23 protein-coding genes are annotated in these 25,441 nt (G+C 71.3%); 10 read left to right on the forward strand and 13 right to left on the reverse strand.

The window, feature by feature from the left end:
- Positions 1-127: 127 nt before the first annotated feature.
- The 4 genes from AC0680_RS13130 to AC0680_RS13145 form a co-directional block, all read right to left on the reverse strand.
- Complete coding sequence (locus tag AC0680_RS13130; RefSeq protein ID WP_478627686.1) at positions 128-1,336, reverse strand: DUF5667 domain-containing protein; 1,209 nt, start codon at positions 1,334-1,336, stop codon at positions 128-130.
- A 293-nt stretch (positions 1,337-1,629) separates the two neighbouring features.
- Complete coding sequence (locus AC0680_RS13135; RefSeq protein WP_384442130.1) at positions 1,630-2,418, reverse strand: ECF subfamily RNA polymerase sigma factor, BldN family; 789 nt, start codon at positions 2,416-2,418, stop codon at positions 1,630-1,632.
- A gap of 330 nt (positions 2,419-2,748) precedes the next feature.
- Positions 2,749-3,786 (reverse strand): HAD family hydrolase, encoded by a 1,038-nt coding sequence (locus AC0680_RS13140; RefSeq protein ID WP_478627688.1) that lies wholly within the window; start codon positions 3,784-3,786, stop codon positions 2,749-2,751.
- Between the two features lie 121 nt (positions 3,787-3,907).
- Positions 3,908-4,186: a glutaredoxin family protein gene (locus AC0680_RS13145; RefSeq protein ID WP_478627690.1), complete on the reverse strand. Its 279-nt coding sequence runs from the start codon at positions 4,184-4,186 to the stop codon at positions 3,908-3,910.
- 334 nt (positions 4,187-4,520) lie between these two features.
- Between AC0680_RS13145 and AC0680_RS13150 the strand changes: the two genes are divergently transcribed.
- From AC0680_RS13150 to AC0680_RS13165, 4 genes are all read left to right on the forward strand, one after another.
- Positions 4,521-5,315, forward strand: coding sequence for a redox-sensing transcriptional repressor Rex (locus AC0680_RS13150; RefSeq protein ID WP_468983016.1), 795 nt, complete (start codon positions 4,521-4,523; stop codon positions 5,313-5,315).
- Between the two features lie 73 nt (positions 5,316-5,388).
- Positions 5,389-6,756, forward strand: coding sequence for a glutamyl-tRNA reductase (locus AC0680_RS13155; RefSeq protein ID WP_478627692.1), 1,368 nt, complete (start codon positions 5,389-5,391; stop codon positions 6,754-6,756).
- On the forward strand, positions 6,753-7,760 hold the full coding sequence (gene hemC / locus AC0680_RS13160) for a hydroxymethylbilane synthase (RefSeq protein ID WP_478627695.1): 1,008 nt from the start codon (positions 6,753-6,755) through the stop codon (positions 7,758-7,760). Before AC0680_RS13155 ends, hemC begins: the two co-directional genes overlap by 4 nt.
- Positions 7,757-9,406, forward strand: a complete 1,650-nt coding sequence (locus AC0680_RS13165; protein ID WP_478627698.1) for a bifunctional uroporphyrinogen-III C-methyltransferase/uroporphyrinogen-III synthase — start codon at positions 7,757-7,759, stop codon at positions 9,404-9,406. Before hemC ends, AC0680_RS13165 begins: the two co-directional genes overlap by 4 nt.
- Positions 9,407-9,482: 76 nt before the next feature.
- Here the strand turns inward: AC0680_RS13165 and AC0680_RS13170 are convergent, their stop codons facing one another.
- Both AC0680_RS13170 and AC0680_RS13175 read right to left on the reverse strand, forming a co-directional pair.
- Positions 9,483-9,743, reverse strand: a complete 261-nt coding sequence (locus AC0680_RS13170; RefSeq protein ID WP_478627700.1) for a DUF397 domain-containing protein — start codon at positions 9,741-9,743, stop codon at positions 9,483-9,485.
- The gene (locus AC0680_RS13175; protein WP_478627701.1) at positions 9,740-10,552 is read right to left on the reverse strand and encodes a helix-turn-helix domain-containing protein; all 813 of its coding nucleotides are present in this window, start codon (positions 10,550-10,552) and stop codon (positions 9,740-9,742) included. Before AC0680_RS13175 ends, AC0680_RS13170 begins: the two co-directional genes overlap by 4 nt.
- 146 nt (positions 10,553-10,698) lie before the next feature.
- Here AC0680_RS13175 and AC0680_RS13180 point away from each other — a divergent pair, with 146 nt between their 5' ends.
- The 3 genes from AC0680_RS13180 (at position 10,699) to AC0680_RS13190 (ending at position 14,044) form a co-directional block, all read left to right on the forward strand.
- A complete protein-coding gene (locus AC0680_RS13180; RefSeq protein ID WP_478627704.1) occupies positions 10,699-11,157 on the forward strand; it encodes an ATP-binding protein in 459 nt (152 codons plus the stop codon).
- 105 nt (positions 11,158-11,262) lie between these two features.
- Complete coding sequence (gene hemB / locus AC0680_RS13185; protein ID WP_384442150.1) at positions 11,263-12,252, forward strand: porphobilinogen synthase; 990 nt, start codon at positions 11,263-11,265, stop codon at positions 12,250-12,252.
- Between the two features lie 163 nt (positions 12,253-12,415).
- On the forward strand, positions 12,416-14,044 hold the full coding sequence (locus AC0680_RS13190) for a CocE/NonD family hydrolase (RefSeq protein WP_478627707.1): 1,629 nt from the start codon (positions 12,416-12,418) through the stop codon (positions 14,042-14,044).
- Positions 14,045-14,054: 10 nt separating this feature from the next.
- Here AC0680_RS13190 and bla read toward each other — a convergent pair whose 3' ends face one another.
- Both bla and argS read right to left on the reverse strand, forming a co-directional pair.
- Complete coding sequence (bla, locus tag AC0680_RS13195; RefSeq protein ID WP_478627708.1) at positions 14,055-14,978, reverse strand: class A beta-lactamase; 924 nt, start codon at positions 14,976-14,978, stop codon at positions 14,055-14,057.
- 98 nt (positions 14,979-15,076) lie between these two features.
- A complete protein-coding gene (argS, locus tag AC0680_RS13200) occupies positions 15,077-16,843 on the reverse strand; it encodes an arginine--tRNA ligase (RefSeq protein ID WP_478627710.1) in 1,767 nt (588 codons plus the stop codon).
- Between the two features lie 187 nt (positions 16,844-17,030).
- Between argS and lysS the strand changes: the two genes are divergently transcribed.
- Together lysS and AC0680_RS13210 are read left to right on the forward strand one after the other, a co-directional pair.
- The gene (gene lysS, locus AC0680_RS13205) at positions 17,031-18,803 is read left to right on the forward strand and encodes a lysine--tRNA ligase (RefSeq protein WP_478627713.1); all 1,773 of its coding nucleotides are present in this window, start codon (positions 17,031-17,033) and stop codon (positions 18,801-18,803) included.
- Positions 18,804-18,927: 124 nt separating this feature from the next.
- On the forward strand, positions 18,928-19,143 hold the full coding sequence (locus AC0680_RS13210) for a hypothetical protein (RefSeq protein ID WP_478627715.1): 216 nt from the start codon (positions 18,928-18,930) through the stop codon (positions 19,141-19,143).
- A 36-nt stretch (positions 19,144-19,179) separates the two neighbouring features.
- Here AC0680_RS13210 and AC0680_RS13215 read toward each other — a convergent pair whose 3' ends face one another.
- The 3 genes from AC0680_RS13215 to AC0680_RS13225 form a co-directional block, all read right to left on the reverse strand.
- Positions 19,180-20,403, reverse strand: a complete 1,224-nt coding sequence (locus AC0680_RS13215; RefSeq protein ID WP_478627717.1) for a DUF2637 domain-containing protein — start codon at positions 20,401-20,403, stop codon at positions 19,180-19,182.
- Positions 20,404-20,666: 263 nt separating this feature from the next.
- Positions 20,667-21,380, reverse strand: coding sequence for a DUF3558 family protein (locus tag AC0680_RS13220; protein WP_478627720.1), 714 nt, complete (start codon positions 21,378-21,380; stop codon positions 20,667-20,669).
- A gap of 210 nt (positions 21,381-21,590) precedes the next feature.
- The gene (locus AC0680_RS13225; protein ID WP_478627722.1) at positions 21,591-22,469 is read right to left on the reverse strand and encodes a hypothetical protein; all 879 of its coding nucleotides are present in this window, start codon (positions 22,467-22,469) and stop codon (positions 21,591-21,593) included.
- Between the two features lie 162 nt (positions 22,470-22,631).
- Between AC0680_RS13225 and AC0680_RS13230 the strand changes: the two genes are divergently transcribed.
- Entirely contained in the window at positions 22,632-23,825 is a 1,194-nt protein-coding gene (locus AC0680_RS13230) for an RtcB family protein (RefSeq protein WP_478627723.1), read from the forward strand.
- A gap of 341 nt (positions 23,826-24,166) precedes the next feature.
- On the opposite strand, the gene AC0680_RS13235 is transcribed toward AC0680_RS13230, so the two are convergent.
- Entirely contained in the window at positions 24,167-24,925 is a 759-nt protein-coding gene (locus AC0680_RS13235) for an SDR family NAD(P)-dependent oxidoreductase (protein WP_478627724.1), read from the reverse strand.
- 81 nt (positions 24,926-25,006) lie between these two features.
- Positions 25,007-25,342 carry a YnfA family protein gene (locus AC0680_RS13240; protein WP_399146442.1) on the reverse strand — a complete coding sequence of 112 codons (336 nt, stop codon included), beginning with the start codon at positions 25,340-25,342 and terminating at the stop codon, positions 25,007-25,009.
- Between the last annotated feature and the right edge of the window lie 99 nt (positions 25,343-25,441).

The following is a 25,441-nucleotide window of genomic DNA, read 5'->3' on the forward strand; positions in this document are numbered from 1 at the left end:
AACCCCCCACCCCACACACCATATCCACCCCCCCCCCCCCCCCCCCCCCCCCCCCCCCCCCCCCGCCCCTCCCCCCCCCCCCCCCCCCCCCCCCCCCCCCCCCCCCCGCCGCGGCGGGCCGACCGAGTTACTTCGGGAGGTCCTCGCCGTCGATGCCCAGGCGGGGGAGCAGGCCCGGGAGCAGCGGCGGAAGGGTGACGTCGGGCCGGCTGTCAGCTTCGTGGCCCTTGCCGCGGTCGTGCGGCGACGGGCTGCTGCCCTTGGCCGGCGGGTCGAGCAGACCCCCCGTACCGCCGCCGAGCAGACCGCTCTCCTGGGACGGTGAGGACGACGGGCGCGGGGCGTGCGCGCCGCCCGTGTGCCGGCCGGAGCGGGCCTGGCTGCCGGACGGTGCCGGGCGGTCGTTGGAGCCGGAGCCGGCGCCCGCGGAGGCTGGCGTGTCGTGCGGGTGGTTCTTGCCGTCCGGGGTGGTGGGCAGCAGCGAACGCAGCGGACCGACCTCTTGGTCTATGGCGTCGAAGACCGAACTGACCTCGTCGCGGACGTCCATGAGCTGCAGCGGGAGCCTGTCGCGCAGCTGCGACCAGGTGTTGCGATGGGACTTGGTGAAGGAGTTCAGCGCCTGGATGGGACCGAGCGAGCCGTCGCGCTCGTACGCCTGGTGCAGCAGGCGGTGCCCCTCGCCCGCGTCGTGTTTGACGCCGGAGAGCGCCTTGCGGACCTCGCCGAGGGACTCGTGGTCGAGGTCGGCGGCCCGGCCCCGCTCCATCAGCCGGCGGGCCTCCATCATGCGGGTGGAGGCCTGGTCCAGATAGAGCCGGCCGCGGTCGGAGTCGTCGTCGGCCATGCCGAGCTTGAGGTCCTCCATGCCGCGCTTGAGGCCGTACAGGGAGTCGCCCGGGAGGGCGTCGGAGCTGGCGGCGGCGACGCCGCTGAAGGCTCCGGCTGCGACGCCGACCGTCAGACCGCCCGCGGCCAGCCCCTTGGAGAGGCGGGAGCGCGGCCGTAGCCGGCCGATCGATTTCGTGGCGCGGTGCGCGCCCCTGCGTTCACGCTGCTCGGGTGCCCCGGCGCCGTCGGACGGAGCAGCGCCTTCGGCGAAGGCGGTCTCCATCGCGGCGAGGAGCTGTGCGCGCTGGACAGTCTTGACCTCGGTGGCCATCTCCGGCCTCGGAAGTTTCCCGAGGCCGTCGGCGACCGCCAACAGCCGTGCTTCGCCCGGCGCCTGCGCCGGATTGTCGACCTGCTCCTCGGCCGCCGCGCCCTCGAGGACCTGGTCCTCCAGGGCCTGGGCGAAGGCGTTGGCCCGCCGGTGCACCGAGACATTCGCGATCACGGGCGGCACCTCCTCTCGTCATCCCGTTCGACTCCCCGGACTGGCTTTGACTATCCAGACGGACCGGACGGTTGCACGCCGACTGTCCACGGCCACTCGATCGAGTGAGAGGCAGCGGGCATGGCGTGACCGCATGGAGCCTGCATCCCGCACAACGAGCGGCTCGGCACTCGGGTTACGCACTCACGATGATCTGACCGACCGGTCATGGCCGGTCACCAAACGTGAGCGAGGAGGGGCGTGCGGGCGGGTCGGAAAAGGGGCGTACGGGGGGTGGGGCGGAGGGGGGCGGGTCAGCGGGCGTCTTCGGGAAGGAGGCGCGCCAGGGTGCGTACGGCGCGGTACTGGAGGGTCTTGATCGCGCCCTCGTTCTTGCCCATGACGCGGGCGGTCTCGGCGACCGAGAGGCCCTGCAGAAAGCGCAGCGTGACGCATTCCTGCTGCTGGGGGTTGAGCTTGCGTACCGCCTCCAACAGGGCGGCGTTGGAGAGGGATTCGAGGACCGAGTCCTCGGGGCTGCGCTCGACCTCGTTGGCGTCGAGCATCTCTCCGGTGGTGACTTCCAGGCGGAAGCGCGAGGACTTGAAGTGGTCGGCGACGAGGTTGCGGGCGATGGTCACCAGCCAGGCGCCGAAGTCGCGGCCCTGCCAGGTGAAGGTGCCGATGCGGCGCAGGGCGCGCAGGAAGGTCTCGCTGGTGAGGTCCTCGGCCGTGGCGCGGCCGCCCACGCGGTAGTAGATGTAGCGGTAGACCGTGTCGGCGTACTGGTCGTAGAGGCGGCCGAAGGCCTCGGCCTCGCCGGCCTGGGCTCGTTCGACGAGGTCCATCATGCGACGGCTGTCGCTGTCGGCGGGGCGGCGGGCGGTGGTCGTGCCGGCGCCGGAGCGGCGGGTCCGGCCGGCGGCGGGCTTGCTGACCGCGGCGCTGCCGTCGGCCAGGGCGTAGCAGTGTCCGGAGGTGGGGACGGCTGAGGCGAATGCGGGGACGGCGTACGCGGTGGGGACGAAACTGCGCAGGTGGTCGACGAGTGTCGTACGCAGCGTAGCCAGGCCCGAGGCGTCAACCCCGACGTGTGGGTACACGGGACTCCCAGAGGCAGAGCTTCCATCACGTGCAGTGCGGGACCGTTCACTCGTCGTAGGGACGTGTGGGTTCCGGATTGCGTCTGAGGAGAATAACGCTTCGTACAGGCAGCGCTACACCCAGTTGCTCAAATCATCGATTACTTACGGTCCGTGCCGGGTTGGTGGCAGATCAAGTATCGAATACTGAGCAACTTTTGATCGGAAGGGTGTGCAATCTGCCTGGTTGGAGGGCGTGTTGTGGCTGACTGCAAGCAACGGGACTGACGGGGCGGCGGAGGGGGTAGGGAGGGTGGATGGCCCACGCCGCCGCCCGGCGATCACGCCTGGTCAGCGGCGGCGGCGCTGCAGGGCGACCGCGGCGGCGGCACCGCCCGCGAGGGCGCCCACTCCGGCCGCCGCCGGGATGCCGATCTTGGCCGCCTTGCGGCCGGTGCGGTAGTCGCGCAGCCGCCAGCCGTGCGCCCGGGCGTGCTTGCGCAGCCGGCTGTCGGGGTTGATCGCGTAGGGGTGTCCGACGAGCGAGAGCATCGGGATGTCGTTGGCGGAGTCGCTGTAGGCGGCGCAGTGCGACAGGTCCAGGCCCTCGGCCGCCGCCAGTGCGCGCACCGCTTCGGCCTTCGCCGGGCCGTGCAGCGGTTCGCCCACCAACTTGCCCGTGTAGACACCGCCGACGGACTCGGCGACGGTGCCCAGCGCGCCGGTCAGGCCGAGCCGGCGGGCGATGATCGTCGCGGTCTCGACCGGGGCCGCGGTCACCAGCCAGACCTTCTGGCCGGCGTCGAGGTGGGCCTGGGCGAGCGCGCGGGTGCCGGGCCAGACGCGCTCGGCCATGTACTCGTCGTAGATCTCCTCGCCGATGGACATCAACTCGGCGACGCGATGGCCCTGGACGATGGACAGCGCGCTGTTGCGGACGTCCGCCATGTGCTCGGGGTTCTCCGAGCCGGCCAGCCGGAAGTAGATCTGCTGCCAGGCGAAGCGGGCCAGGTCGCGCTTGTGGAAGAAGTGCCGCTTGTACAGGCCGCGGCCGAAGTGGAAGAGCGCGGCGCCCTGCATGACCGTGTTGTCGAGGTCGAAGAAGGCGGCGGCGGCGGTGTCCCCGACGACCGGGAACTCCGGCTCGGCGGGAGCCGCCTCGGCGGCCTGCGCCTCCTCGGCCTCCTGTGAGGACTTGCGGGCGGCCTCGGCCGCGGCCTCGCCGGCCAGCACGCTGCGGGCCGTGGTGGGCTGTCTGCGGCGCGGGAACCAGCCCAGCGGGAAGAGCGCCCCGGAGGGCCTCCAGCCGGACCGGCGGGCGGGAGAGGCGCCGGGGGGCGTCCCGTAGGGACTCCTGCCGGGGTGCTGGTCGGGAGACGGGAGGGACATGGCGCTAGCGTAGCCAGTTTGTTCGGAGGTTCCGGTTACGGGCGCGTGTCCGCGAGGCCTGGGGCGGCGGACGGTTGCGTTACGGCCATCCGCGAGCGGTCCCTGCCGCTGTCCGGGGGGCTCAGGCGCCCAGGGCCGTACGCAGCCGCTTGGGGTCGACGCGCCAGAAGTCGTGCTGGGCGCCGTCGACCAGGACGACCGGAATCTGCTCCCAGTACTTGCGGTGCAGCTCGGCGTCCTCGGTGATGTCCTTCTTCTCCCAGGACGCACCCGTCTCGGCGCACACCTGCTCGATCACCGCCTGCGCGTCGTCGCACAGGTGGCAGCCCGGCTTGCCGATGAGGGTGACCATCCGGTCGGCGGGGCTCTTGCGGGGGCTGCGGCTGAACAAGGGGGCCATGAAGCCCATTGTGCCGGGTCGCGGGCGGTGCTCCCGGGGGCGCGGGTCGACTACCATCGGTGGGCGATTTGTAGGTGTGTGGGGGTATAGCGGTGAGGAGTGAGGGCCGGTGCTCCCGTCGGTGCTGCCGTGTTTCACGAGCGGCGCGAGTGAACGGTGTGACGTGGGAGTTGGTTCCGCGAAGGCCCGTAAAAGCCGCGTGACCCCCATCACTTTGGCCGGGCAAAACGGACACCATCTTTGTGCACGCGTTCACAAAGACATAGCCTGCAGTGGACAGGGCGGTCGGGTTCCGTACGGGCGCCCGCAGCCCCGCTCTACCCGCAGGAGCACCGTGGCAACTGGCCGAACTCACCGACCGGCGACCCGAAGCCGAGGGATTCCCGAGGCCACCGTCGCCAGGCTTCCGCTGTATCTGCGCGCACTGACCGCGCTCTCCGAGCGCTCGGTGCCCACGGTCTCCTCCGAGGAGCTCGCGGCCGCGGCGGGGGTCAACTCCGCCAAGCTGCGGAAGGACTTCTCCTACCTGGGCTCCTACGGGACCCGGGGCGTCGGCTACGACGTGGAGTACCTCGTCTACCAGATCTCGCGGGAACTGGGCCTGACCCAGGACTGGCCGGTCGTGATCGTCGGCATCGGTAACCTCGGCGCCGCCCTCGCCAACTACGGCGGCTTCGCCTCCAGGGGCTTCCGCGTCGCCGCGCTGATCGACGCCGACCCGGCCATGGCCGGCAAGCCCGTCGCCGGCATCGCGGTCCAGCACACCGACGAGCTGGAGCACATCATCGAGAGCAACGGCGTCTCGATCGGCGTGATCGCCACGCCGGCCGGGGCCGCCCAGCAGGTCTGCGACCGCCTGGTCGCCGCCGGCGTCACCTCGATCCTCAACTTCGCGCCGACCGTGCTGACCGTCCCCGACGGGGTCGACGTGCGCAAGGTCGACCTGTCGATAGAACTGCAGATCCTCGCCTTCCACGAGCAGCGCAAGGCGGGCGAGGAGGGTGGCTCCGAGGGCGGCGCGACGGGCCCGGCCGACCGTGCCGCCGCAGTCGGCGACGCCGCCGCCGCTGCCGTCACCGGCGACCGCAAGGGACCGGACGGGGACGTCCCCGCCGTGATGCCGGCATGAGCGAGCGCAGCGAGCGAATCATCGCAGGGTGCGTCACAGGCGCAGGCTGTGCCTCGCGGAGCGAGGTGCGGGCATGAGTCTCCTTGTCGTCGGACTGAGCCACCGCAGCGCGCCGGTGAGCGTGCTGGAGCGGGCCGCGCTCGCCCCGGAGTCGCGCGGCAAGCTGCTGCAGGACGCGGTGTCGGCCGAGCCGGTCACCGAGTCCGCGGTGCTGTCCACCTGCAACCGCATCGAGGTCTACGCCGACGTGGACAAGTTCCACGCCGGTGTCGCCGAGCTGTCCACCCTCCTGGCGCGCCACGGCGGTGCCGCCCTGGAGGAGCTCACCCCCTACCTCTACGTCCACTACGAGGACCGCGCCGTCCACCACCTGTTCTCGGTGGCCTGCGGCCTGGACTCGATGGTCATCGGCGAGGGCCAGATCCTCGGCCAGATCAAGGACGCGCTGGCCGTCGCCCAGGAGCAGCACACCGCCGGACGACTGCTGAACGACCTGTTCCAGCAGGCCCTGCGGGTCGGCAAGCGCGCCCACAGCGAGACCGGCATCGACAAGGCCGGCCAGTCGCTGGTCACCTTCGGCCTGGAGCAGCTGGCCGCCGGCCAGGACGTCGAGGCCTGGGCGCGCGGCAAGCGGGCGCTGGTCATCGGCGCGGGTTCGATGTCGTCGCTGGCCGCCACCACCCTGGTGCGGGCCGGTATCGACGAGCTCGCGGTCGCCAACCGGACGGTGGCGCGCGCCGAGCGGCTCGTCGCGATCCTCACCGAGCCGGGCGGACCCGGCGCCGCCAACAGGCTGCGCGCCCGGGCCGCGGCGATGAGCTGTGTCGACCACGAGCTGGCGGTCGCCGACATCGTGGTCTCCTGCACCGGCGCGACCGGCCTGGTCCTCGGCGGCGACCTGGTCGCGGCCGCGCTGGAGGGCCGCGAGGCGCCGCTGGCGCTGCTCGACCTCGCCATGCCGCGCGACATCGACGCCGCGGTGCACCGCATCGAGGGCGCGCACCTGGTCGACATCGAGTCGCTGGCCGACGCCTCCGCCGACGCTCCGATGGCCGCCGACGTGGACAAGGTGCGCGGCATCGTCTCCGACGAGGTCGCGGCCTTCGGCGCCGCCCAGCGCGCCGCGCACATCACCCCGACCGTGGTCGCCCTGCGCACCATGGCCGCGGACGTCGTCGCCGGTGAGATCGCCCGGCTCGACGGCCGCCTGCCCGACCTGGACGACAAGCAGCGCGCCGAGATCACCCAGACCGTGCGCCGCGTCGTCGACAAACTCCTGCACGCGCCCACCGTGCGGGTCAAGCAGCTCGCCAGCGAGCCCGGCGGCGCCGGGTACGCCGACGCGCTGCGCGAACTCTTCGACCTCGACCCCCAGACGGTTGCCGCCGTCAGCCGGGCCGACACGCGCGGCGGCAGCCACGATGCACGGGAGCGGTCATGAACGACAGCACTGACAGAGCCCTCAGGCTGGGAACACGGCGCAGCAAGCTCGCCCTGGCCCAGTCCGGACAGATCGCCGAGGCGGTGCGCGAGCTGACCGGCCGCCCCGTCGAGCTGGTGGAGATCACCACCTACGGCGACACCTCCCGCGAGCACCTCGCGCAGATCGGCGGGACCGGCGTCTTCGTCTCCGCGCTGCGCGACGCGCTGCTCGCCGGGGACATCGACTTCGCCGTCCACTCGCTCAAGGACCTGCCCACCACGCAGCCCGAGAGCCTCGCCCTGGCCGCGATCCCCGTACGGGAAGACCCCCGTGACGCGCTGATCGCCCGGGACGGGCTCACCTTCGAGGAGCTGACCGCCGACCAGGACCGGATCGCCCGCATAGGCACCGGCTCCCCCCGGAGGATGGCGCAGCTCAACGCCTGGGCCAGGTCGCTGGGCCGGCGCGTGGAGACCGTGCCGATACGCGGGAACATCGACACCCGCATCGGTTTCGTCGAGAAGGGCGAACTGGACGCGGTCGTACTGGCCGCCGCCGGACTCACCCGCATCGGCCGCATCGACGAGGCGACGCAGCTGCTGTCGCCCGACGTGGTTCTGCCCGCCCCCGGCCAGGGGGCACTGGCGATCGAGTGTGCTGCTGAGAACGCAGACCTCGTCGCCACGCTCGCCGAGCTCGACGACCCGGACACCCGGGCCGCCGTGACCGCCGAGCGTTCCCTGCTCGCCGCCCTGGAGGCCGGCTGTTCCGCACCCGTCGGGGCGCTGGCCGAGATTTCCCCAAGGGGAGGCCCCACGGCCGACGAGCAGGTTGTCACCGAATTGCACCTGCGCGGTGTCGTCGGCTCGACCGACGGCAGCACGCTGGTGCAGATGTCCACCACCGGGCACGTACCCGCCTCTCCCGACGATGTCTCGACCCCGCAGAACATGGGCCGGGAACTCGCCGCCGAGATGCTCGCGAAGGGTGCGGCCGGTCTTATGGGGGAGCGAGCACTTTGAACCCCACCGCCCCAAACCACTCCGCCTCCGGTCAGGTCACCTTCCTGGGTGCCGGGCCGGGAGACCCGGGTCTGCTGACGCTGCGTGCCGTGGAGGCGCTGGCCTCCGCGGACGTACTGATCGCCGACCCGCAGGTGCTGGACGTCGTGCGTGCGCATGCGCGCGCACACGTGGACACGCCACTGCAGGGGTCAGCTGACGAGGCGTCAATCCCCGCCGACGTCCCCACCCTTAGGGACACCGCCAATCTTGTCATGGCGGCCGCCCGCGCGGGCAAGCGGGTCGTGCGTGCGGTCACCGGCGACCCCGGCCTGGACGGGAACGTCGCCGAGGAGATGCTGGCCTGCGCCGCCGAGGGCATCGTCTTCGAGGTGGTGCCCGGCATCGCCGCGGCCGTCGGCGTGCCCGCGTACGCCGGTGTGCCGCTGCGCGACGCCCAGGGCACCGACGTGCGCTTCGTCGACGCCCGCTGCGCCGACGACCGCTGCTGGACGGAGCTGGGCACCAGCGACGCCACCGCCGTGGTCTCCACCACCCTCGACGCGGTCGCCGCGGCCGCCGGTGAGCTGGTCTCCGCGGGCCGCAAGCCGGACACCCCGCTGACCGTCACGGTCGCCGGCACCACCACCCGCCAGCGCACCTGGACCGCCACCCTCGGGTCCATCGCCCAGGTGCTCAAGGCCGCCAAGGTGCTGCCCTCGGCGGATGGCGGCCAGCCGGTCATAGCCGTGGTCGGTGAGCGCAGTGCCGCCGCGCAGCGCGACCGCCTTTCGTGGTTCGAGTCCAAGCCGCTGTTCGGCTGGCGGGTGCTCGTGCCGCGTACGAAGGAGCAGGCCGCGTCGCTCTCCGACCAGCTCGTCTCGTACGGCGCGGTGCCGCACGAGGTCCCGACCATCGCCGTCGAACCGCCGCGCACCCCGCAGCAGATGGAGCGCGCGGTCAAGGGCCTGGTCACCGGCCGCTACGAGTGGATCGCCTTCACCTCGGTCAACGCCGTCAAGGCGGTGCGGGAGAAGTTCGAGGAGTACGGGCTCGACGCCCGCGCCTTCGCCGGGATCAAGGTCGCCGCGGTCGGCGAGCAGACCGCCAAGGCGCTGGTCGCCTTCGGCGTGAAGCCCGACCTGGTGCCGAGCGGTGAGCAGTCCGCCGCCGGGCTGCTGGAGGACTGGCCGCCCTACGACCCGGTCTTCGACCCGATCGACCGGGTCTTCCTGCCGCGCGCCGACATCGCCACCGAGACGCTGGTGGCGGGCCTGATCGAGCTGGGCTGGGAGGTCGACGACGTCACCGCCTACCGGACCGTGCGCGCCTCGCCGCCGCCGGCCGAGACCCGCGAGGCGATCAAGGGCGGCGGCTTCGACGCGGTGCTGTTCACGTCGTCGTCGACCGTGCGGAACCTCGTCGGCATCGCCGGCAAGCCGCACAACGTGACCGTGATCGCCTGCATCGGCCCGGCCACCGCCAAGACGGCCGAGGAGCACGGGCTGCGGGTGGACGTCATGTCGCCCGAGCCGTCGGTGCACAAGCTGGCCGAGGCCCTCGCGGACTTCGGCGCGGCGCGGCGCGACGCCGCGGTCGAGGCGGGTGACCCGGTCACCCGCCCGAGCGAGCGGCGGCCGGGCTCGCGCCGGCGGGCCCGTAGCTGAGCGAGGAAGAACGAAGAAGGGCGCCCCTGTTGTGGGGGCGCCCTTCTTGTTGTTCCGACTGCTTGTTCCGACGCGGTCAGGGCTTGGTGGCGTACGGCAGGAAGTCGGCCCAGGTGGTGGGGGCGAAGGTGAGCTGGGGCCCGTCGGGGTTCTTGGAGTCGCGGATGTGGATGGTGTCGGGGCAGGTGGCGACTTCGACGCAGTCGGGCCCGTCGTCCGTGCTGTAGCTGCTCTTGCGCCAGGCGACTTCGACGCAGTCGGGGCCGTCGCCCGTGCTGTAGCTGCTTTTTATCCACTCCAGTGCCGACCCGGTTCCGGCAGAGGGCTTGAGGGTCATGTCTCTCCCCGCACTTTCTCGATGAAGGCCAGCGACTCCCGTGGCGTGAGCGCCTGCGCTCGGATCATGCCATAGCGCATTTCAAGGAGTTGGAGCTCGCGCGGATTGGAGATCACTCGGCTCATGTGCTGGACCTCAAGGTGTCCGAGCGTGGTGCCGTCCTTGAGCTTGAGCAGTCGGAACGGCCCTTCGAGGCCTGCGTTGTCCTCCCGTTGTAAGGGCAGGACCTGGATGGAAACGTTTGGCAACTGCCCGACCTCCAACAGCCGTTCGAGCTGTGTGCGCATCACCATTGTGCCCCCGATGCAGCGCCGCAAGGTGGCCTCGCACTGTACGAAGTTAGAGACGGGTAGTCCCGCTGACTTGTTGACGATCTCCTGACGGGACATGCGACCCGCAACGCGTCGCTCCACCTCGTCCGTGGGGAAGGGCGGTTGACGGTTTGCGATCACCGCCCGCGCGTACTCCTCCGTCTGCAACAACCCATGAATCACCGAGTTGTTGTACGCGCACAGCTCGACCGCTTCCGCCTCCAGCTTCTTCAGGTCCCGCACCTTCTTCGGATACCGGACCTCCGCCACATCCGCCTTCAGCGCCGCGAGTTTGCCGCCCGCGCCCAGGACCTCGTCCGCCCGGTCGAGGAACTCCGGCCGGGGGATGCGGCGGCCCCGCTCCACCGACGAGACCAGCTCCTCGCCGTATCCGATCGCCGCGCCGAACTCCGCCTGGGTGAGGCCCGCCGCCTCGCGCCACAGCTTCAACTGCCGTGCCACGGCCCGCATCACCGCCCCGGCCTCGTCGTCGTCCATTCCCGTGTCCCAGTCACCCACGTCCCTACCCGCCCTTCCTCGTCACGCCGTACGTCCCGGACAGGGCCGGAGCGCAGGCGGACGGTCACCGTCGGCACGGGCGCCGACCCTTCTCAGGCTAGATACGCGCGACCACGCTGTGTGACGTGAATCGACACATCACCCGAACCAGCAGTTCCGTTTGCGGCTCCGCGCCCTGCGGCCCGCCGTTGCGGTTCTGCGTACCGCTGTCCGCCACCCGCCGTGGCGCCCGGCTGGCCCGGTTGCTGGCCACCGAGCAGCTGCGGTCGTGGGGAATGGCGTACGACCCGGCCCGGCTCCTCGTCGCCGAGCTGGCCGCGAACGCCGTGCGGCACGGCCGGGTTCCGGGGCGGAGCTTCCGCCTGGCCCTCGTGCTCACCCCGCCCGCCACGCTGCGTATCGAGGTGACCGACACCCGCAGGGAGCGGCTCCCGGTCCGCAGGCCCGTCGTGCGGGGCGCGTTGGCCGAGTCCGGCTACGGGCTGCTGCTCGTCGAGGGGTTGGCGGACCGATGGGGTGTGGTGGAGGGTCCGGTTCCGTTGAAGACGGTGTGGGCCGAGCTCGACCTCGGGCCCGGACACTGAGTGCTGGGCAGGGAGCGCCGCACCGTGCAGACGCCGTTGCCGCGGCCCGTACGGCCGACGCGGCGTCGGCATGGGTGGGTGCGGGGCGGGCGTAGCGTGGTCGGTATGACGAAGTACGGAAGCTTTCCGGGGGCGCGGCCGCGGCGGCTGCGTACCACCCCGGCCATGCGAAGGATGGTCGCGGAGTACCGCCTGCACCCGTCCGATCTGATCCTCCCGGCGTTCGTGCGGGAGGGTGTCAGCGAGCCGGTGCCGATCAGCGCGATGCCGGGCGTCGTCCAGCACACCCGTGACACGCTGCGCAAGGCGGCCGTCGAGGCGGCCGCGGCCGGCGTCTCGGGGATCATGCTCTTCGGCGTCCCGCTCGACGAGAAGAAGGACGCCGCGGGGACGGCCGGTACGGACCCCGACGGCATCCTCCAGCTCGCCATCCAGGACGTGCGGGCCGAGGTCGGCGACGACCTCGTGATCATGTCGGACCTGTGCCTGGACGAGTACACCGATCACGGCCACTGCGGTGTGCTGGACGCCCAGGGCCGGGTCGACAACGACGCGACGCTGGAGCGGTACGCCGAGATGGCGCAGGTCCAGGCCGACGCCGGCGTCCACGCCGTCGGGCCCAGCGGCATGATGGACGGCCAGGTCGGCGTCGTCCGCGATGCGCTGGACCAGACCGGCCACGAGGACGTCTCGATCCTCGCCTACACCGCGAAGTACTCGTCGGCGTTCTACGGCCCCTTCCGCGAGGCCGTGGGCTCGTCGCTGAAGGGCGACCGCAAGACCTACCAGCAGGACCCGGCCAACCTCCGCGAGTCGCTGCGCGAGCTGGCGCTCGACCTCGACGAGGGCGCCGACATGGTCATGGTCAAGCCGGCGCTGCCGTACCTGGACGTGCTGGCGAAGATCGCGGACGCGGTGGACGTGCCGGTGGCGGCGTATCAGATCTCGGGTGAGTACGCGATGGTCGAGGCGGCCGCCGAGAAGGGCTGGATCGACCGCGACAAGGCCATCCTGGAGACGCTGACCGGCATCAAGCGGGCCGGGGCGAACATGATCCTGACCTACTGGGCGACGGAGGTCGCGCGGGGGCTGTGAGTGATCTCCGGTGATCCGTCTCCGGTGATCCGTCGGCCGTGATCCGTCGGCTGTGATCCATCTCGCCCGACGGTGCTGTTTGGGGGAGTCGAGGTGCGCGCATTCATGATCGTGCGCAGCGGTTCTGCGCCTCGATTCCCCTGAAGAGAAGAGCACTTCGGACGTGTTACGTACCCGCCTGGTCAGATGCGCGGTGGTTCCGGCCACCGCGCTCGCCATTTCCGTGGCCACCCCCGCCGTCGCCGAGCCCCGGCCGTCGGCTCCGGCCGCCCCGGCCGCGGCCGCGGCGCCCTTCCAGCTGGTGAAGATCCCCGGCGTCAACGGCGACAAGCTCGACGGCGCCGCCTGGATCCACCCGGACGACGCGCCCCGCCCCGCCATCGTCCTGCCGTCCCCCTGGACGCAGGTGGGCTGGCACACCTACGCGGTCATGGCGACGAAGTACGCGCTGTCCGGCTACAACGTCCTGGCCTACTCCGCGCGCGGCTTCGGCTCCTCGGAGGGCGAGGTCGACGCGGGCGGCCCGCTGGACGTCCAGGACGGCTCCAAGGCGCTGGACTACCTCATCGCGCACGCACCGGGCCGTACCACCAAGGTCGGCTTCGCCGGACTGTCGTACGGCTCGGGCCTCAGCCAGCTGATCGCCGCCCACGACTCCCGGGTGGACGCGGTCGCCGCGCTGAGCACCTGGGGCGACCTGGGCGAGTCGTTCTACGAGAACCGCACCCGGCACCTGGGCTCCGTACGGGCCCTGAAGCTCGTCGCGGGCAACGCCCGTCTCAGCGCGAGCACCCGCCGGGAATTCGCGGACCTCCTCGCCAACCGCAACATCCCGCAGGCGCTGGCCTGGGCGAAGCAGCGCTCTCCGCAGACGTACGTCGAGCAGCTCAACAAGCGCAAGGTGCCGGTCCTTTACGCCCAGGCGTGGCACGAGACGCTGTTCCCCTCCAACCAGTCGCTGAAGACGTTCAACGCCCTGACCGGGCCCAAGCGGATCGACCTGTCCGTCGGGGACCACGCAGGACCGGAGATGACCGGCCTGGGGGGCCTGCCCAACCACGTCACCAACGACGCCAAGCGCTGGTTCGACCGCTTCCTCAAGGGCGAGCGCAACGGCATCGACACCGAGGGCCAGGTCAACAGCCAGGTGATGTGGAAGTACTGGCCGTGGCTGCGCGAAACCCGGCCCGCCTGGGGCGCGTTCACCGAGCGCACCCAGCGCCTGAACCTGGCCGCACCGGGGCGCGAACGCACCGACGGCGTGCTGCGCGCCGCGCCGTCCACCGGCTGGCAGATGCCCATCACCTCCGGCAAGGACACCACCGCGAGCGTCGCGGGGAAGGTCGTCTTCGCCGCGGGCTACGCGGAGATGGCGGGTCTGCCCAAGACCTACCGGACCGACTCCATCTCCCGTGAGAACGCGGCCGTGTGGACCGGCGCGCCCCTTGAGGCCACCACCCGGCTGCGCGGCGCCCCCAAGCTGCGGCTGACCTACACGCCCACCACCGCCCGGTCGACGATCATCGCCCACCTCTTCGACGTCGACGCCCGCGGCAAGGCGCACATCATCACCCATGCGCCGTTCACCGCGCCGGAGGGCAGCGCGGGCCGGGCCGTCACCGCCGACATCGCCCTGCAGGCCGCCGCGTACGACGTCCCGCAGGGCCATCGGCTGATGCTGGTCGTCGACACCAAGGACCCGCTCTACGGTGACGCGAACGGCGCCGGGGGCACCCTCACCTTCGGCTCGCCCCAGGCCGCGCCGTCCTATCTGGACGTGCCGACCGGCTGACCCGGGGCCCTCAGCCCGCCACCGCCTCGGCCAGCACCCTCGCCACGTCCTCGATCAGCGGGTTGTCGTAGGTCGCGGACCGGTCCGCCTTGCGGGTCAGCACCGCCAGCACGATCGGGGTGCCGTCCGCGGTCCAGGCGACGCCGACGTCGTTGCCGGAGCCGTACGCGCCCGAGCCCGTCTTGTCGGCGATCGCCCAGTCCTCGGGCAGACCGGCGCGGAAGCGGTCGATGTTGGTCTCGTTGGCCTTCATCCAGGACGTCAGGCGGTCGCGGTCGGTGGTGGGCAGGGCGTCGCCCACCAGGAGGCGGGCGAAGGTGCGGGCGATGGCGTACGGGGTGGTGGTGTCCGTCCGGCGCCAGGGCTCGGCGGTGTTCAGCTCCGGCTCCCAGCGGTCCAGGCGGGTGACCGGGTCGCCGAGGGAGCGGGCGAAGGCGGTGATCGCGGTCGGGCCGCCGAGCTCGCGCAGCAGCAGGTTGCCGGCCGTGTTGTCGCTGGTGCGCAGGGTCGCGTCGCACAGCTCGGCGACGGTCATCCCCGTCGCGACGTGGTACTTGGTCACCGGTGAGCCGTCGATCACGTCGTCGGCGGTGTAGTGGATGCGGCGCGCCAGCGTCTCGCCGTCCTGGTCGAGGTCGCGCAGTACGGCGGAGACGGCCAGGGCCTTGAAGGTCGAGCACATCGCGAAGCGGGTGTGTGCCCGGTAGGCGACGGTGGCGCCGGTGGCGGTGTTGTGGGCGAAGGCCCCGACGCGTGCCCGGTGCGTGCGCTCCAGGCGGCGCAGCGCGGCGTGCGGGCCGGCGGCGGGGGTGGCCGCGGTGGCGGGTGCGGCGCCGGCGGCCAGGAATCCGGCCGCCAGGAGGCCGGCTCCGGCGCCCAGTGCGGCGCGCCGGCTCGGTGCGGTGTGCGTCGTGGGCCTGCTGTGCTCGTTCATCGCTGGATGCCCCTCCCCGGGAGAAAAAACGCCGCGGCCCCGTACAACACCGTGGTTGTACGGGGCCGTTCGCCCTCGGAGCCTAGGCGAGATATGCCTCAGAGGCGCTCGGGAGTACGGATTCCGAGCAGGGCCATGCCCTTGTGGAGGGTGCGGCCGGTCAGGTCGACGAGGAAGAGGCGGTTCTCGACCACCTCGACGGGGTTGTCGGCGCTGACGACCTGGCACTTCTCGTAGAACGCGGTCAGGTGCGAGGCGAGCTGGTACAGGTACGCGGCGAGGCGGTGCGGCTCGTAGGACGCCGCGGCCTCGGCGAGCACCTCGCCGAACTGGTCGAGGTGGAGGCCCAGGGCCCGCTCCGCCGGGTGCAGCGGCAGCTCGGGGTGGGCGGCCGGGCGGGTGTCGCCGGCCTTGCGCTTGATCGACTGGATCCGGGCGTAGGCGTACTGGAGGTACACCGACGTGTCGCCGTTGAGCGACACCATCTGGTCCAGGTCGAACTTGTAGTCCCGGGACGGGGAGGTCGACAGGTCGGCGTACTTCACCGCGCCGATGCCGACGTACCGACCGTTCTCGACGATCTCCGCCTCGCTCAGGCCCACCTTGTCGGCCTTCTCGCGCACGACCGCGGTCGCCCGCTCGACGGCCTCGTCGAGCAGGTCCTCCAGGCGGACCGTCTCGCCCTCACGGGTCTTGAACGGCTTGCCGTCCGCGCCGAGCACCGTGCCGTAGCCCATGTTGTGCGCGGTGACCTCGTCGCCGAGCCAGCCCGCCCGGCGGGCCGTCTCGAAGACCATCCGGAAGTGCAGGGACTGGCGGACGTCCACCACGTACAGCAGCGTCGTCGCGTCCAGGTCGACGACCCGGTTGCGGATCGCGGAGAGGTCGGAGGCGGCGTAGCCGAAGCCGCCGTCGGCCTTCTGCACGATCAGCGGCACCGGCTGGTCGTCCTTGCCGCGGATCTCGTCGAAGAAGACCACGAGCGCGCCCTCGGAGCGCACCGCGACGCCGGACTCCTCAAGGAGCCGGGCGGTCTGCGCCATCATGTCGTTGTACGCGGACTCGCCGACGATCTCCTCGTCGCGGATCTCCATGTCCAGCTTCTCGAAGACCGAGTAGAAGTAGACCTTCGACTCGTCCACGAACCGCTGCCACAGGTCGAGGGTCTCCTTGTCGCCGGACTGCAGGGCGACGACCCGCTTGCGCGCCCGCTCCTTGAACCCCTCGTCGGAGTCGAAGACCGCGCGCGAGGCCTTGTACACCCGGTTGAGGTTGCTCATCGCCTGCTCGCCGTCGACGTCGGCCGCCGGGGCCAGCTCGCCGGGATTCTCGATCAGGTACTGGATGAGCATGCCGAACTGGGTGCCCCAGTCGCCGATGTGGTGCCGGCCGATCGTCTTCTCGCCGGTGAAGTCGAGCATGCCGCGCAGCGCGTCGCCGATGACCGCCGAGCGCAGGTGGCCGACGTGCATCTCCTTGGCCACGTTGGGCTGGGCGTAGTCGATGACCGTGACGCCCGGGTTCTCCTTCAGCGGCACGCCGAGCCGGTCGCCGTCGGCGGCCCGCGCGGCCAGCGTCCGCACGATCGCCTCGTCCGCGACGGTGATGTTGAGGAAGCCGGGGCCGGAGACCTCGATCTCCTTGATCAGCTCGGGGGCGTCGATGCCGTCGACGACCTTGCCCGCCAGTTCCCGGGGGTTGCCCTTGAGCTTCTTGGCCAGCGCCAGCATGCCGTTGGCCTGGAAGTCGGCCCGGTCGCTTCGTCGCAGCAGCGGGTCGGCGGCACCGGCCTCCGGCAGGGCTGCCGAGAGGGCGTCCGCGACACGCTGGTTGACGGAGGCTGCGAGGGAAGGGACCGAGGCCATGAAGCTGCACTCTCTTCTACGAGGAGGTGTCGTTGGAGTGGAAAGGGTTTGCCAAGGAGTATCCCACGCCACTACCACTGAATTTTCGTACGGCGGGTGTCTGGGAGAATGGCACCGTCAGGCTTTTGCGCGTCATCCGGCGCAAGAGGGCGCAGCCGGAATCCACCAGGAAGAGGAAGGGCCGATCGTGGCTCAGCAGAGCACCGAGACCGACTGGGTCTCCAGGTTCGCGGACGAGGTCATTGCCGAGGCGGAGCGCCGCGCCCCGGGCAAAATGACGTCGGGTGCTTCCGCACCGGGCGCATCGGGTGCCTCCGCCCCGGTGATCGTCTGCGCCTCGGGCCTGAGCCCCTCCGGCCCGATCCACCTGGGCAACCTCCGCGAGGTCATGACCCCGCACCTGGTCGCCGACGAGATCCGCCGCCGCGGTTACACGGTGCGCCACCTCATCTCCTGGGACGACTACGACCGCTACCGCAAGGTCCCGGCGGGCGTCGCGGGCATCGACGAGTCCTGGGCCGAGCACATCGGCAAGCCGCTGACGTCGGTCCCGGCCCCGGCCGGCTCGGCGTACCCGAACTGGGCCGAGCACTTCAAGGCCGCCATGATCGAGGCGCTGGCCGAGCTGGGCGTGGAGTACGACGGCATCAGCCAGACCGAGCAGTACACCTCCGGTGCCTACCGCGAGCAGATCCTGCACGCGATGAAGCACCGGGCGAAGATCGACGCGATCCTCGGCCAGTACCGCACGAAGAAGTCCCCCGCGAAGAAGTCCCAGAAGCCGGTCGACGAGGCCGAGCTGGAGGCCGCCGAGGGCTCCGGCGCGGCGAGTGAGGACGACGGCAGCGGCGGCTCGTCCGGCTACTTCCCGTACAAGCCCTACTGCGGGCAGTGCGAGAAGGACCTCACCACCGTCACCTCGTACGACGACGAGACCACCGAGCTGTCCTACACCTGCACGGCGTGCGGCTTCGGCGAGACGGTCCGGCTCAGCGAGTTCGACCGCGGCAAGCTGGTGTGGAAGGTCGACTGGCCGATGCGCTGGGCGTACGAGGGCGTGGTCTTCGAGCCGTCCGGTGTCGACCACTCCTCGCCCGGTTCCTCCTTCGTCGTCGGCGGCCAGATCGTCCGCGAGGTCTTCGACGGCGCCCAGCCCATCGGCCCCATGTACGCCTTCGTCGGCATCAGCGGCATGGCCAAGATGTCCTCCTCCAAGGGCGGTGTGCCCACCCCGGGCGACGCGCTGAAGATCATGGAGGCGCCGCTGCTGCGCTGGCTCTACGCCCGCCGCAAGCCCAACCAGTCCTTCAAGATCGCCTTCGACCAGGAGATCCAGCGGCTCTACGACGAGTGGGACAAGCTGGCCGGCAAGGTCGCCGACGGCGCCGCCCAGCCCGCCGACGAGGCCGCGTACGTGCGGGCCGTCGGCACCGCGGCCGGCCCGCTGCCGACCACCCCGCGCCCGCTGCCGTACCGCACCCTGGCCTCGGTCATGGACATCACCGCCGGGCACGACGAGCAGACGCTGCGCATCCTCAGCGACCTCGACCCCGACAACCCGGTCACCTCGCTGGACGTCACCCGGCCCCGGCTCGACCGGGCCGAGTACTGGATCACCACCCAGGTGCCGGCCGACCAGCGCACCGTCGTCCGCGACGCGCCCGACGAGGAGCTGCTGGCCACCCTCGACGAGCAGGCCCGCGGCTCGCTGCGGCTGCTGCTCGACGGCCTCGACGAGCACTGGTCGCTGGACGGTCTGACCACCCTGGTCTACGGCGTGCCGAAGGTCCAGGCGGGTCTGGAGCCGGACGCCAAGCCGACTCCGGAGCTCAAGGCCGCCCAGCGCGCGTTCTTCGCGCTGCTCTACCACCTGCTGGTCGGCCGGGACACCGGGCCGCGGCTGCCCACCCTGCTGCTGGCCGTCGGCGCCGACCGGGTGCGCAAGCTGCTCGGCGGATGAGCCCGCGGCGACGAGCCGTTGCCGCTGAGTCGTAGACGCCGGCGCGGGCGTGCGACTCAGGGGTGAGTAGGGGTTCGGCCCCGGGGAGGACGATCCCCGGGGCCGAACCCTTCACGCTGGAGCCATGAGGGGATTCATCGGCTCCATCGTCATGATCCAGGGCGTGGTGGGCTTCATCGGGCAGATGTTCTTCGACCACGCCTGGGGCCTGCTGCCCCACTGGGTCGAGCTGCCGTCGATCGCCTATGTGGGCGTCTTCGCGGCCGGCGCGGCGCTGGCCGTGTGGGGTGACCTGGACAAGAAGCGCAAGCAGAAGCGGGCGGAGCCGGGGGCGGCCTGAGGGCCGGCCGGAACGGTCCGGCACTCGGCGTGCGCGTCAGGCGATGTGCTCGTCCATCAGCTCCGCGTTGAGGCGGTCGCTGAACTGGTCCATGTAGCGGTTCAGCTCCCGCGCCCGCATACGGATCCCGTACTGCGCGTCCAGGTTCGCCGCGAACGCGCCCGGTGTCGGCATGCCTTCGCCCTCTATCGAGCGCCGGAACACCTGGTACAGGTCCTCATCGGTCGGGGCCGCGGCCGGCGCCTGAGCGGGCTGCGGGTCCGCCTCCGGGATGCCCTTGCCGAGCGGGCGCGTCCCACCCGCACCGGTCGGCACCGGGACCTGCGGCTCGGGCTCGGGCTCCGGAGCGCGTGGCGCCGGCACCGGGACCTGCTCGCGCGGCGGCACCTGCCGGTGCTCGTCGTACGCGGGCTGATGCTCCTGCTCCGGGACGTAGTCCGGGTCGTAGTCGCCCTGATACGCCACCTGCTGCGGCGCCGCGAACCACTGGCTGGGCAGCGCCTCGGCCGGTTCCTGGGCCCTCGGCTCCAGAGCGGGCGCCACGGACTGCTCCGGTGTCGGCAGTACTTGCGGTTTGATGCCCGCCGCGGCGAGCCCCGCGGGAGCGGTCTCCGCCAGCGGCACACCGTACCGGGCGAGCCGCAGCGGCATCAGGGACTCCACGGGAGCCTTACGCCGCCAGCCCCGCCCGAACCGCGAACGCAGCCGCGCCTGGTACACGAGCCGTTCCTGCTCCAGCTTGATCACCGCTTCGTACGACCGCAGCTCCCACAGCTTCATCCGCCGCCACAACAGGAACGTCGGGACGGGCGACAGCAGCCAGCGCGTGAGGCGCACACCCTCCATGTGCTTGTCGGCCGTGATGTCGGCGATCCGCCCGACGGCGTGCCGGGCGGCCTCGACGGTGACGACGAACAGCACCGGGATGACGGCGTGCATGCCCATGCCCAACGGATCGGTCGCCACCGCGGCGTTGAACGCGACGGTCGCCACCGTCAGCAGCCACGCCGCCTGCCGCAGCAGCGGGAAGGGCATGCGGATCCAGGTCAGCAGCAGATCCAGCGCCAGCAGCACGCAGATGCCCGCGTCGATGCCGATGGGGAAGAAGTAGGCGAAGTCGCCGAAGCCCTTCTTGATGGCCAGTTCGCGTACGGCCGCGTAGGAGCCGGCGAAGCCGATGCCGGCGATGACCACCGCGCCGGTGATGACGACCCCGATGAGTATCCGGTGCGTGCGCGTCAGCTTCAGTGGCTCGGCCACCCGAGAACCCCTCCTCGTCGGTCTTTTGCGAGCGACAGCCTGGCACACGCGTACGGGCGGGCGGGTGGCGGTATGGCGGGGGCCGGGTCACGATTGGGCTCTTGCGGCAGGCAGGCCGGGCGGTCACCCGCCTGCGGCGCCGCGGTGAGGAACCCGCCGACGTGGGTGACGGCACACGGTGACCCGCACGCGGACGGGATGCGCGCAGGGCCCGCACCGTGCATCGGTGCGGGCCCTGGGTGGCCGAGCGGCCGGGCGGTGCGTCAGGCGTTCGCCTTGGCGGCGGCGGTGACCGCTTCCTTGGCGGCGGCCTGGGCCTTCTTGAGCAGGTCCTCGGCCTTGGGGGTGTCCGCACCGGCCAGGCCCGCGCCGTTGTAGTTGATGGTGACGACGATGTTGGACAGGCGGGCGACGATCGTCGTGTTCCTGAAGTCGTTGCCCTCCTTCTTCACGTCGTAGGTGATCGCGGTGGAGTCGTCGCCGGTGCCGGACGTCTTGACCGTCTTCAGCTTCTTGGCGCCCTTGACGGCCTGGCCGGCGGAGACCTGCTTGGTGTAGAACTCCGTGGCCCGCTTCTCGGCGGAGCCGACGCCCGGCTCGGAGCCGTAGCGCTGGTAGCCGATGTCCAGCCAGCGGAACTGGGTGCCGTCGACGCCCTGCTCGTCGGAGCTGTTCCAGGAGCAGGTGCCGTGCACGGAGTTGTCCGTGGACTTGCCCTGCTCGCCGGAGGCGTCCTTCACCTTGGGCAGCATCTTCTTGATGGTGCCCTTGGCGAACGCCTCGCACGGGTTCGGCAGCTGCTTGTACTTCGCGGGCTCGACGGTCGGCGACGGCTTGCTCGTCTTGCCGGAGGCGGACGCGGAGGAGGAGGCGTCACCGGAGCTGTCGCTGTCCGAGCCGGAGCAGCCGGCGACGAGCAGCACCGGTACTGCTGCGCAGGTGAGGAGGCTGGCGAGGCGCTTGGCTGAACGGTGCATGGTTCCTTCGCTGTTCGTCGTCGTCGGTTCGGCCCGGTCCGGCCGTGGGGTCGGCCGTGCGGTCCGCCCCGCCGCGCGTACGGGGCGGGGCTAGACGGCACGGTACGCGGCGCGGCGGGGTGTGTGACCGTTTCGTGTCGATGAAAAGGAAGGGCGAATCGGTCGTTCGGGGGCTTTGGTTGACGATTGGTTCGATTCGCCCAATGCGGACTATTCGCTGAGGCTCTCGACCAGCTCGCCGGCCAGTGAACGGGCCTTGTCCTGCAGTTCCTGGCTGTCGGGCAACATCGCCTTGTCCGTGGACCACTGGTCGTACGCGATCGTCACGATGACGTTCGACGTGCGAAAGACCACAGTGACGTCGCGGTGCACACCGGAGTCCGCCGTGACCAATTTGTCATTGAGGAACGCCGCGTCCCCCAGGTCGTCCAGCACGCGCGGGGCGGTCGAGCCGCTCGGGTCCGCGCTCGGCTCGGATGCCTCGGACGCCTTGCCTTGCTTGTCCGTCTTTCCGCCCTTATCGACCTTGCCTGCCTTGCCGGCCTTGCCGACCTTGTTCGCCTCGGCGTCCTTCGCCTTCGCGGTGGAGGGGGGCGGGGTGTCCGGCGACGCCGAGCCGGTGGCGCCGGCCGGGATCTGTGCGGCCAGCTCCTTGGTGTCGTAGGTCTCCTGCGCCTTGTCGTCATCGCTGACCGCGGAGTCGTAGGAGACCACGCGCTGGATGTCGAGGGTCAGATGGCGGGTGCCGGCGGTGGTCTCGCGGGTCCAGTGGCAGCCGACCCGGCGGTCGGTGTCGTAGGTGATGTCGGCCTGCCCGCCGTAGAGCTTGTCGGCCTCGGCGCCCGAGACGTGCTGGCCGTCACCGGGCAGCATGCCGCGCAGGGTGCCGCGCGCGGGCAGTCCGCAGGCCTCCGGGAGGGTCTGGTAGCGGCCCGGCTCGGCGGCCTGGCTGGAGGCGGTGGCGTCACCGCTCTTCGCGTCGGCGGCGCCACCGTCGGTGCCGGAGCCGCCGGTGCAGCCGGTGAGGCCGGCGGCCAGCGCCGCGGCGGCCACCAGTGCGGCGCCGGGTACGAACGGCTTCCGTGGCATCGTTCGCGGCTCCTTCCCCTGTGAAATGCGCTTGCCGCCGGGCGGCGGCCGATGGACACAATGTCTATCGCACGTTTTGCCGCGCACGCCGGTCCGGCGTCCAAGATCGTATATCTTGTCCGGCTTTTGCGTTTTTCATGTTTTCGGGGGAATGAGGAAGTTATGTCGTACGTCGAGGTGCCCGGTGCGCAGGTACCGATCCGGATGTGGACGGACCCGGCCACAGTCGAGGACGTCGCGATGCAGCAGCTGCGCAATGTCGCCACGCTCCCGTGGATCAAGGGCCTGGCCGTGATGCCCGATGTGCACTACGGCAAGGGCGCCACGGTCGGCTCGGTGATCGCGATGCGCGGCGCGGTCTGCCCCGCGGCGGTCGGTGTCGACATCGGCTGCGGGATGAGCGCGGTGCGGACCTCGCTCACCGCCAACGACCTGCCCGGCGACCTCTCCCGGCTCCGGTCGAAGATCGAGCAGGCGATCCCGGTGGGCCGGGGGATGCATGGCGATCCGGTCGACCCGGGGCGGCTGCACGGTGTGTCGACGGCCGGGTGGGGCGACTTCTGGGCGCGCTTCGACGGGGTCGCCGATGCGGTCAAATTCCGTCAGGAGCGGGCCGCGAAGCAGATCGGAACGCTCGGCGGGGGCAATCATTTCTGGGAATTCTGTATCGACTCTGATCAGTCGGTGTGGATCATGTTGCACTCCGGATCGCGCAACATCGGCAAGGAGCTGGCCGAGTACCACATGGGCGTGGCCCAGAAGCTGCCGCAGAACCAGGGGCTGGTCGACCGCGACCTCGCCGTCTTCATCGCCGACACCCCGCAGATGGCGGCGTACCGCAACGACCTGTTCTGGGCGCAGGAGTACGCCAAGCACAACCGCGAGATCATGATGGCGCTGTCCCAGGACGTGGTCCGCCGGGAGTTCAAGAAGGCCAGGGTGACCTTCGACGAGGTGATCTCCTGCCACCACAACTACGTGGCCGAGGAGCGGTACGACGGCATGGACCTGCTGGTGACCCGTAAGGGCGCGATCCGGGCGGGCAGCGGCGACTACGGCATCATCCCGGGTTCGATGGGCACCGGCTCCTACATCGTCAGGGGCCTGGGGAACGCCGCGTCCTTCAACTCCGCCTCGCACGGCGCCGGCCGCCGGATGAGCCGGAACGCCGCCAAGAAGCGGTTCTCCACGCGGGATCTGGAGGAGCAGACGCGGGGGGTGGAGTGCCGCAAGGACTCCGGAGTGATCGACGAGATCCCGGGCGCCTACAAGCCGATCGAGAAGGTCATCGATCAGCAGCGCGACCTGGTCGAGGTGGTCGCCCACCTCAAGCAGGTCGTGTGTGTGAAGGGCTGAGCCGCTGAGCCGCTGAGCCGCTGAGCCGCTGAGCCGCTGCGGCGCTGCGGCTGACCGGCTCTCCGGTTGACCGGCGCTGCGGCTGACCGGCTCTCCGGCTGACCGTTTCTCCGGCTGACCGGTGGGCCGGCCGGTGGGACCCGACGGGCGGGACCGCCGGCTCAGGGCAGGGCGTCGGCCGTCGCTCCGCCGCGGGCGGGCACGCCGCCGCTCGGCTCGGGCGCGGCGAAGGGGAGCCGGTCCTGCCGGCGGATCGTTCCGGCCGGCGGATATGCGCACGCCCTCGCCCCGTCCGGACGACACACCTGGGGCGTGCCCGATGCGCCAGGGGCGGAGAACCCCTAAGAGGTGCGGTGGACCTTGGTGTTGGACGCCTGGGCGCGCGGCCGGACCACCAGCAGGTCGATGTTGACGTGGGCGGGACGGGTGATGGCCCAGGCGACGGTGTCGGCGACGTCCTCCGCGCTGAGCGGCTGGTCGACGCCTTCGTAGACCTTGGCGGCCTTGGCGGTGTCGCCGCGGAAGCGGGTGGTGGCGAACTCGTCGGTCTTGACCATGCCGGGGGCGACCTCGATGACGCGTACGGGCTCGCCGCACAGCTCCAGGCGGAGCGTTTCGGCGATGACGTGCGCGCCGTGCTTGGCGGCGACATAGCCGCCGCCGCCCTCGTAGGTGCCGTGGCCCGCGGTGGAGGACAGCACGACGACGGTGCCCTCGCCGGAGGCGGTGAGCGCGGGCAGCAGCGCCTGGGTCATATGGAGCACGCCGAGCACATTGACCTCGTACATGGCACGCCAGTCGGCGGGGTCGCCGGTGGCGACCGGTTCCGCGCCGAGGGCGCCGCCGGCGATGTTGACCAGGACGTCGACGGAGGGGAGACCGCCGAGGTCGGCGGCGAAGGCGTCGACGGCGGCGCGGTCGGTGACGTCGAGCGCATAGGCCCGGGCGTGCGGGAGTTCGGCGGCGAGCGCCTCGATACGGTCCTTGCGGCGCGCGGTGAGGACCACGTGGTAGCCGGCGGCGGCCAGCGCCCGCGCGGTCGCGGCGCCGATGCCGCTGCTCGCTCCGGTGACGACGGCGGTTCGGGCCTCGGCGGTCATGGCGCTCTCCCTGGGGCGGTGGGGTTCCTGCCCGCCCCCCTCCGCTGCGGGGGCGTGCGGGGCCAGGATATGCGGGCGCGGTCAGCGGCTCCTGGGGGCGTACATGATCACTGCCATGCCGGCCAGGCAGATCAGCGCGCCGATGACGTCCCAGCGATCGGGCCGGTAGCCGTCGGCGACCATGCCCCACGCCAGTGATCCGGCGACGAAGACACCGCCGTACGCGGCGAGGATGCGGCCGAATTCGGCGTCCGGCTGGAGGGTGGCGACGAAGCCGTACACCCCGAGGGCGAGGACTCCGGCACCGATCCAGGCCCAGCCCCGGTGCTCACGGACGCCTTGCCACACCAGCCAGGCGCCGCCGATCTCGAAGAGCGCGGCGACGGCGAAGAGGGCGGCGGAACGGGCGATCAGCATGAGGGAAGCCTAAGGAGCATGGGGGAGCTTGAGGAGGACGGGTGGGGGCCGGGCGCGGGCCGGCGCGGGCCGGCTGACAGTGGGGTGTGAGAGCTTCGA

It is taken from the genome of Streptomyces sp. NPDC043738 (genome assembly GCF_056436545.1).

Excerpts from the sequence above, each read along its gene's own strand:
- AC0680_RS13140 (WP_478627688.1), bottom strand. The coding sequence starts at position 3,786 with ATGTCCCTCCCGTCTCCCGACCAGCACCCCGGCAGGAGTCCCTACGGG.
- AC0680_RS13145 (WP_478627690.1), bottom strand. The coding sequence starts at position 4,186 with ATGGCCCCCTTGTTCAGCCGCAGCCCCCGCAAGAGCCCCGCCGACCGG.
- AC0680_RS13155 (WP_478627692.1), top strand. The coding sequence starts at position 5,389 with ATGAGTCTCCTTGTCGTCGGACTGAGCCACCGCAGCGCGCCGGTGAGC.
- hemC (WP_478627695.1), top strand. The coding sequence starts at position 6,753 with ATGAACGACAGCACTGACAGAGCCCTCAGGCTGGGAACACGGCGCAGC.
- AC0680_RS13170 (WP_478627700.1), bottom strand. The coding sequence starts at position 9,743 with ATGACCCTCAAGCCCTCTGCCGGAACCGGGTCGGCACTGGAGTGGATA.
- AC0680_RS13175 (WP_478627701.1), bottom strand. The coding sequence starts at position 10,552 with ATGGACGACGACGAGGCCGGGGCGGTGATGCGGGCCGTGGCACGGCAG.
- hemB (WP_384442150.1), top strand. The coding sequence starts at position 11,263 with ATGACGAAGTACGGAAGCTTTCCGGGGGCGCGGCCGCGGCGGCTGCGT.
- bla (WP_478627708.1), bottom strand. The coding sequence starts at position 14,978 with ATGAACGAGCACAGCAGGCCCACGACGCACACCGCACCGAGCCGGCGC.
- argS (WP_478627710.1), bottom strand. The coding sequence starts at position 16,843 with ATGGCCTCGGTCCCTTCCCTCGCAGCCTCCGTCAACCAGCGTGTCGCG.
- AC0680_RS13210 (WP_478627715.1), top strand. The coding sequence starts at position 18,928 with ATGAGGGGATTCATCGGCTCCATCGTCATGATCCAGGGCGTGGTGGGC.
- AC0680_RS13220 (WP_478627720.1), bottom strand. The coding sequence starts at position 21,380 with ATGCACCGTTCAGCCAAGCGCCTCGCCAGCCTCCTCACCTGCGCAGCA.
- AC0680_RS13225 (WP_478627722.1), bottom strand. The coding sequence starts at position 22,469 with ATGCCACGGAAGCCGTTCGTACCCGGCGCCGCACTGGTGGCCGCCGCG.
- AC0680_RS13230 (WP_478627723.1), top strand. The coding sequence starts at position 22,632 with ATGTCGTACGTCGAGGTGCCCGGTGCGCAGGTACCGATCCGGATGTGG.
- AC0680_RS13235 (WP_478627724.1), bottom strand. The coding sequence starts at position 24,925 with ATGACCGCCGAGGCCCGAACCGCCGTCGTCACCGGAGCGAGCAGCGGC.
- AC0680_RS13240 (WP_399146442.1), bottom strand. The coding sequence starts at position 25,342 with ATGCTGATCGCCCGTTCCGCCGCCCTCTTCGCCGTCGCCGCGCTCTTC.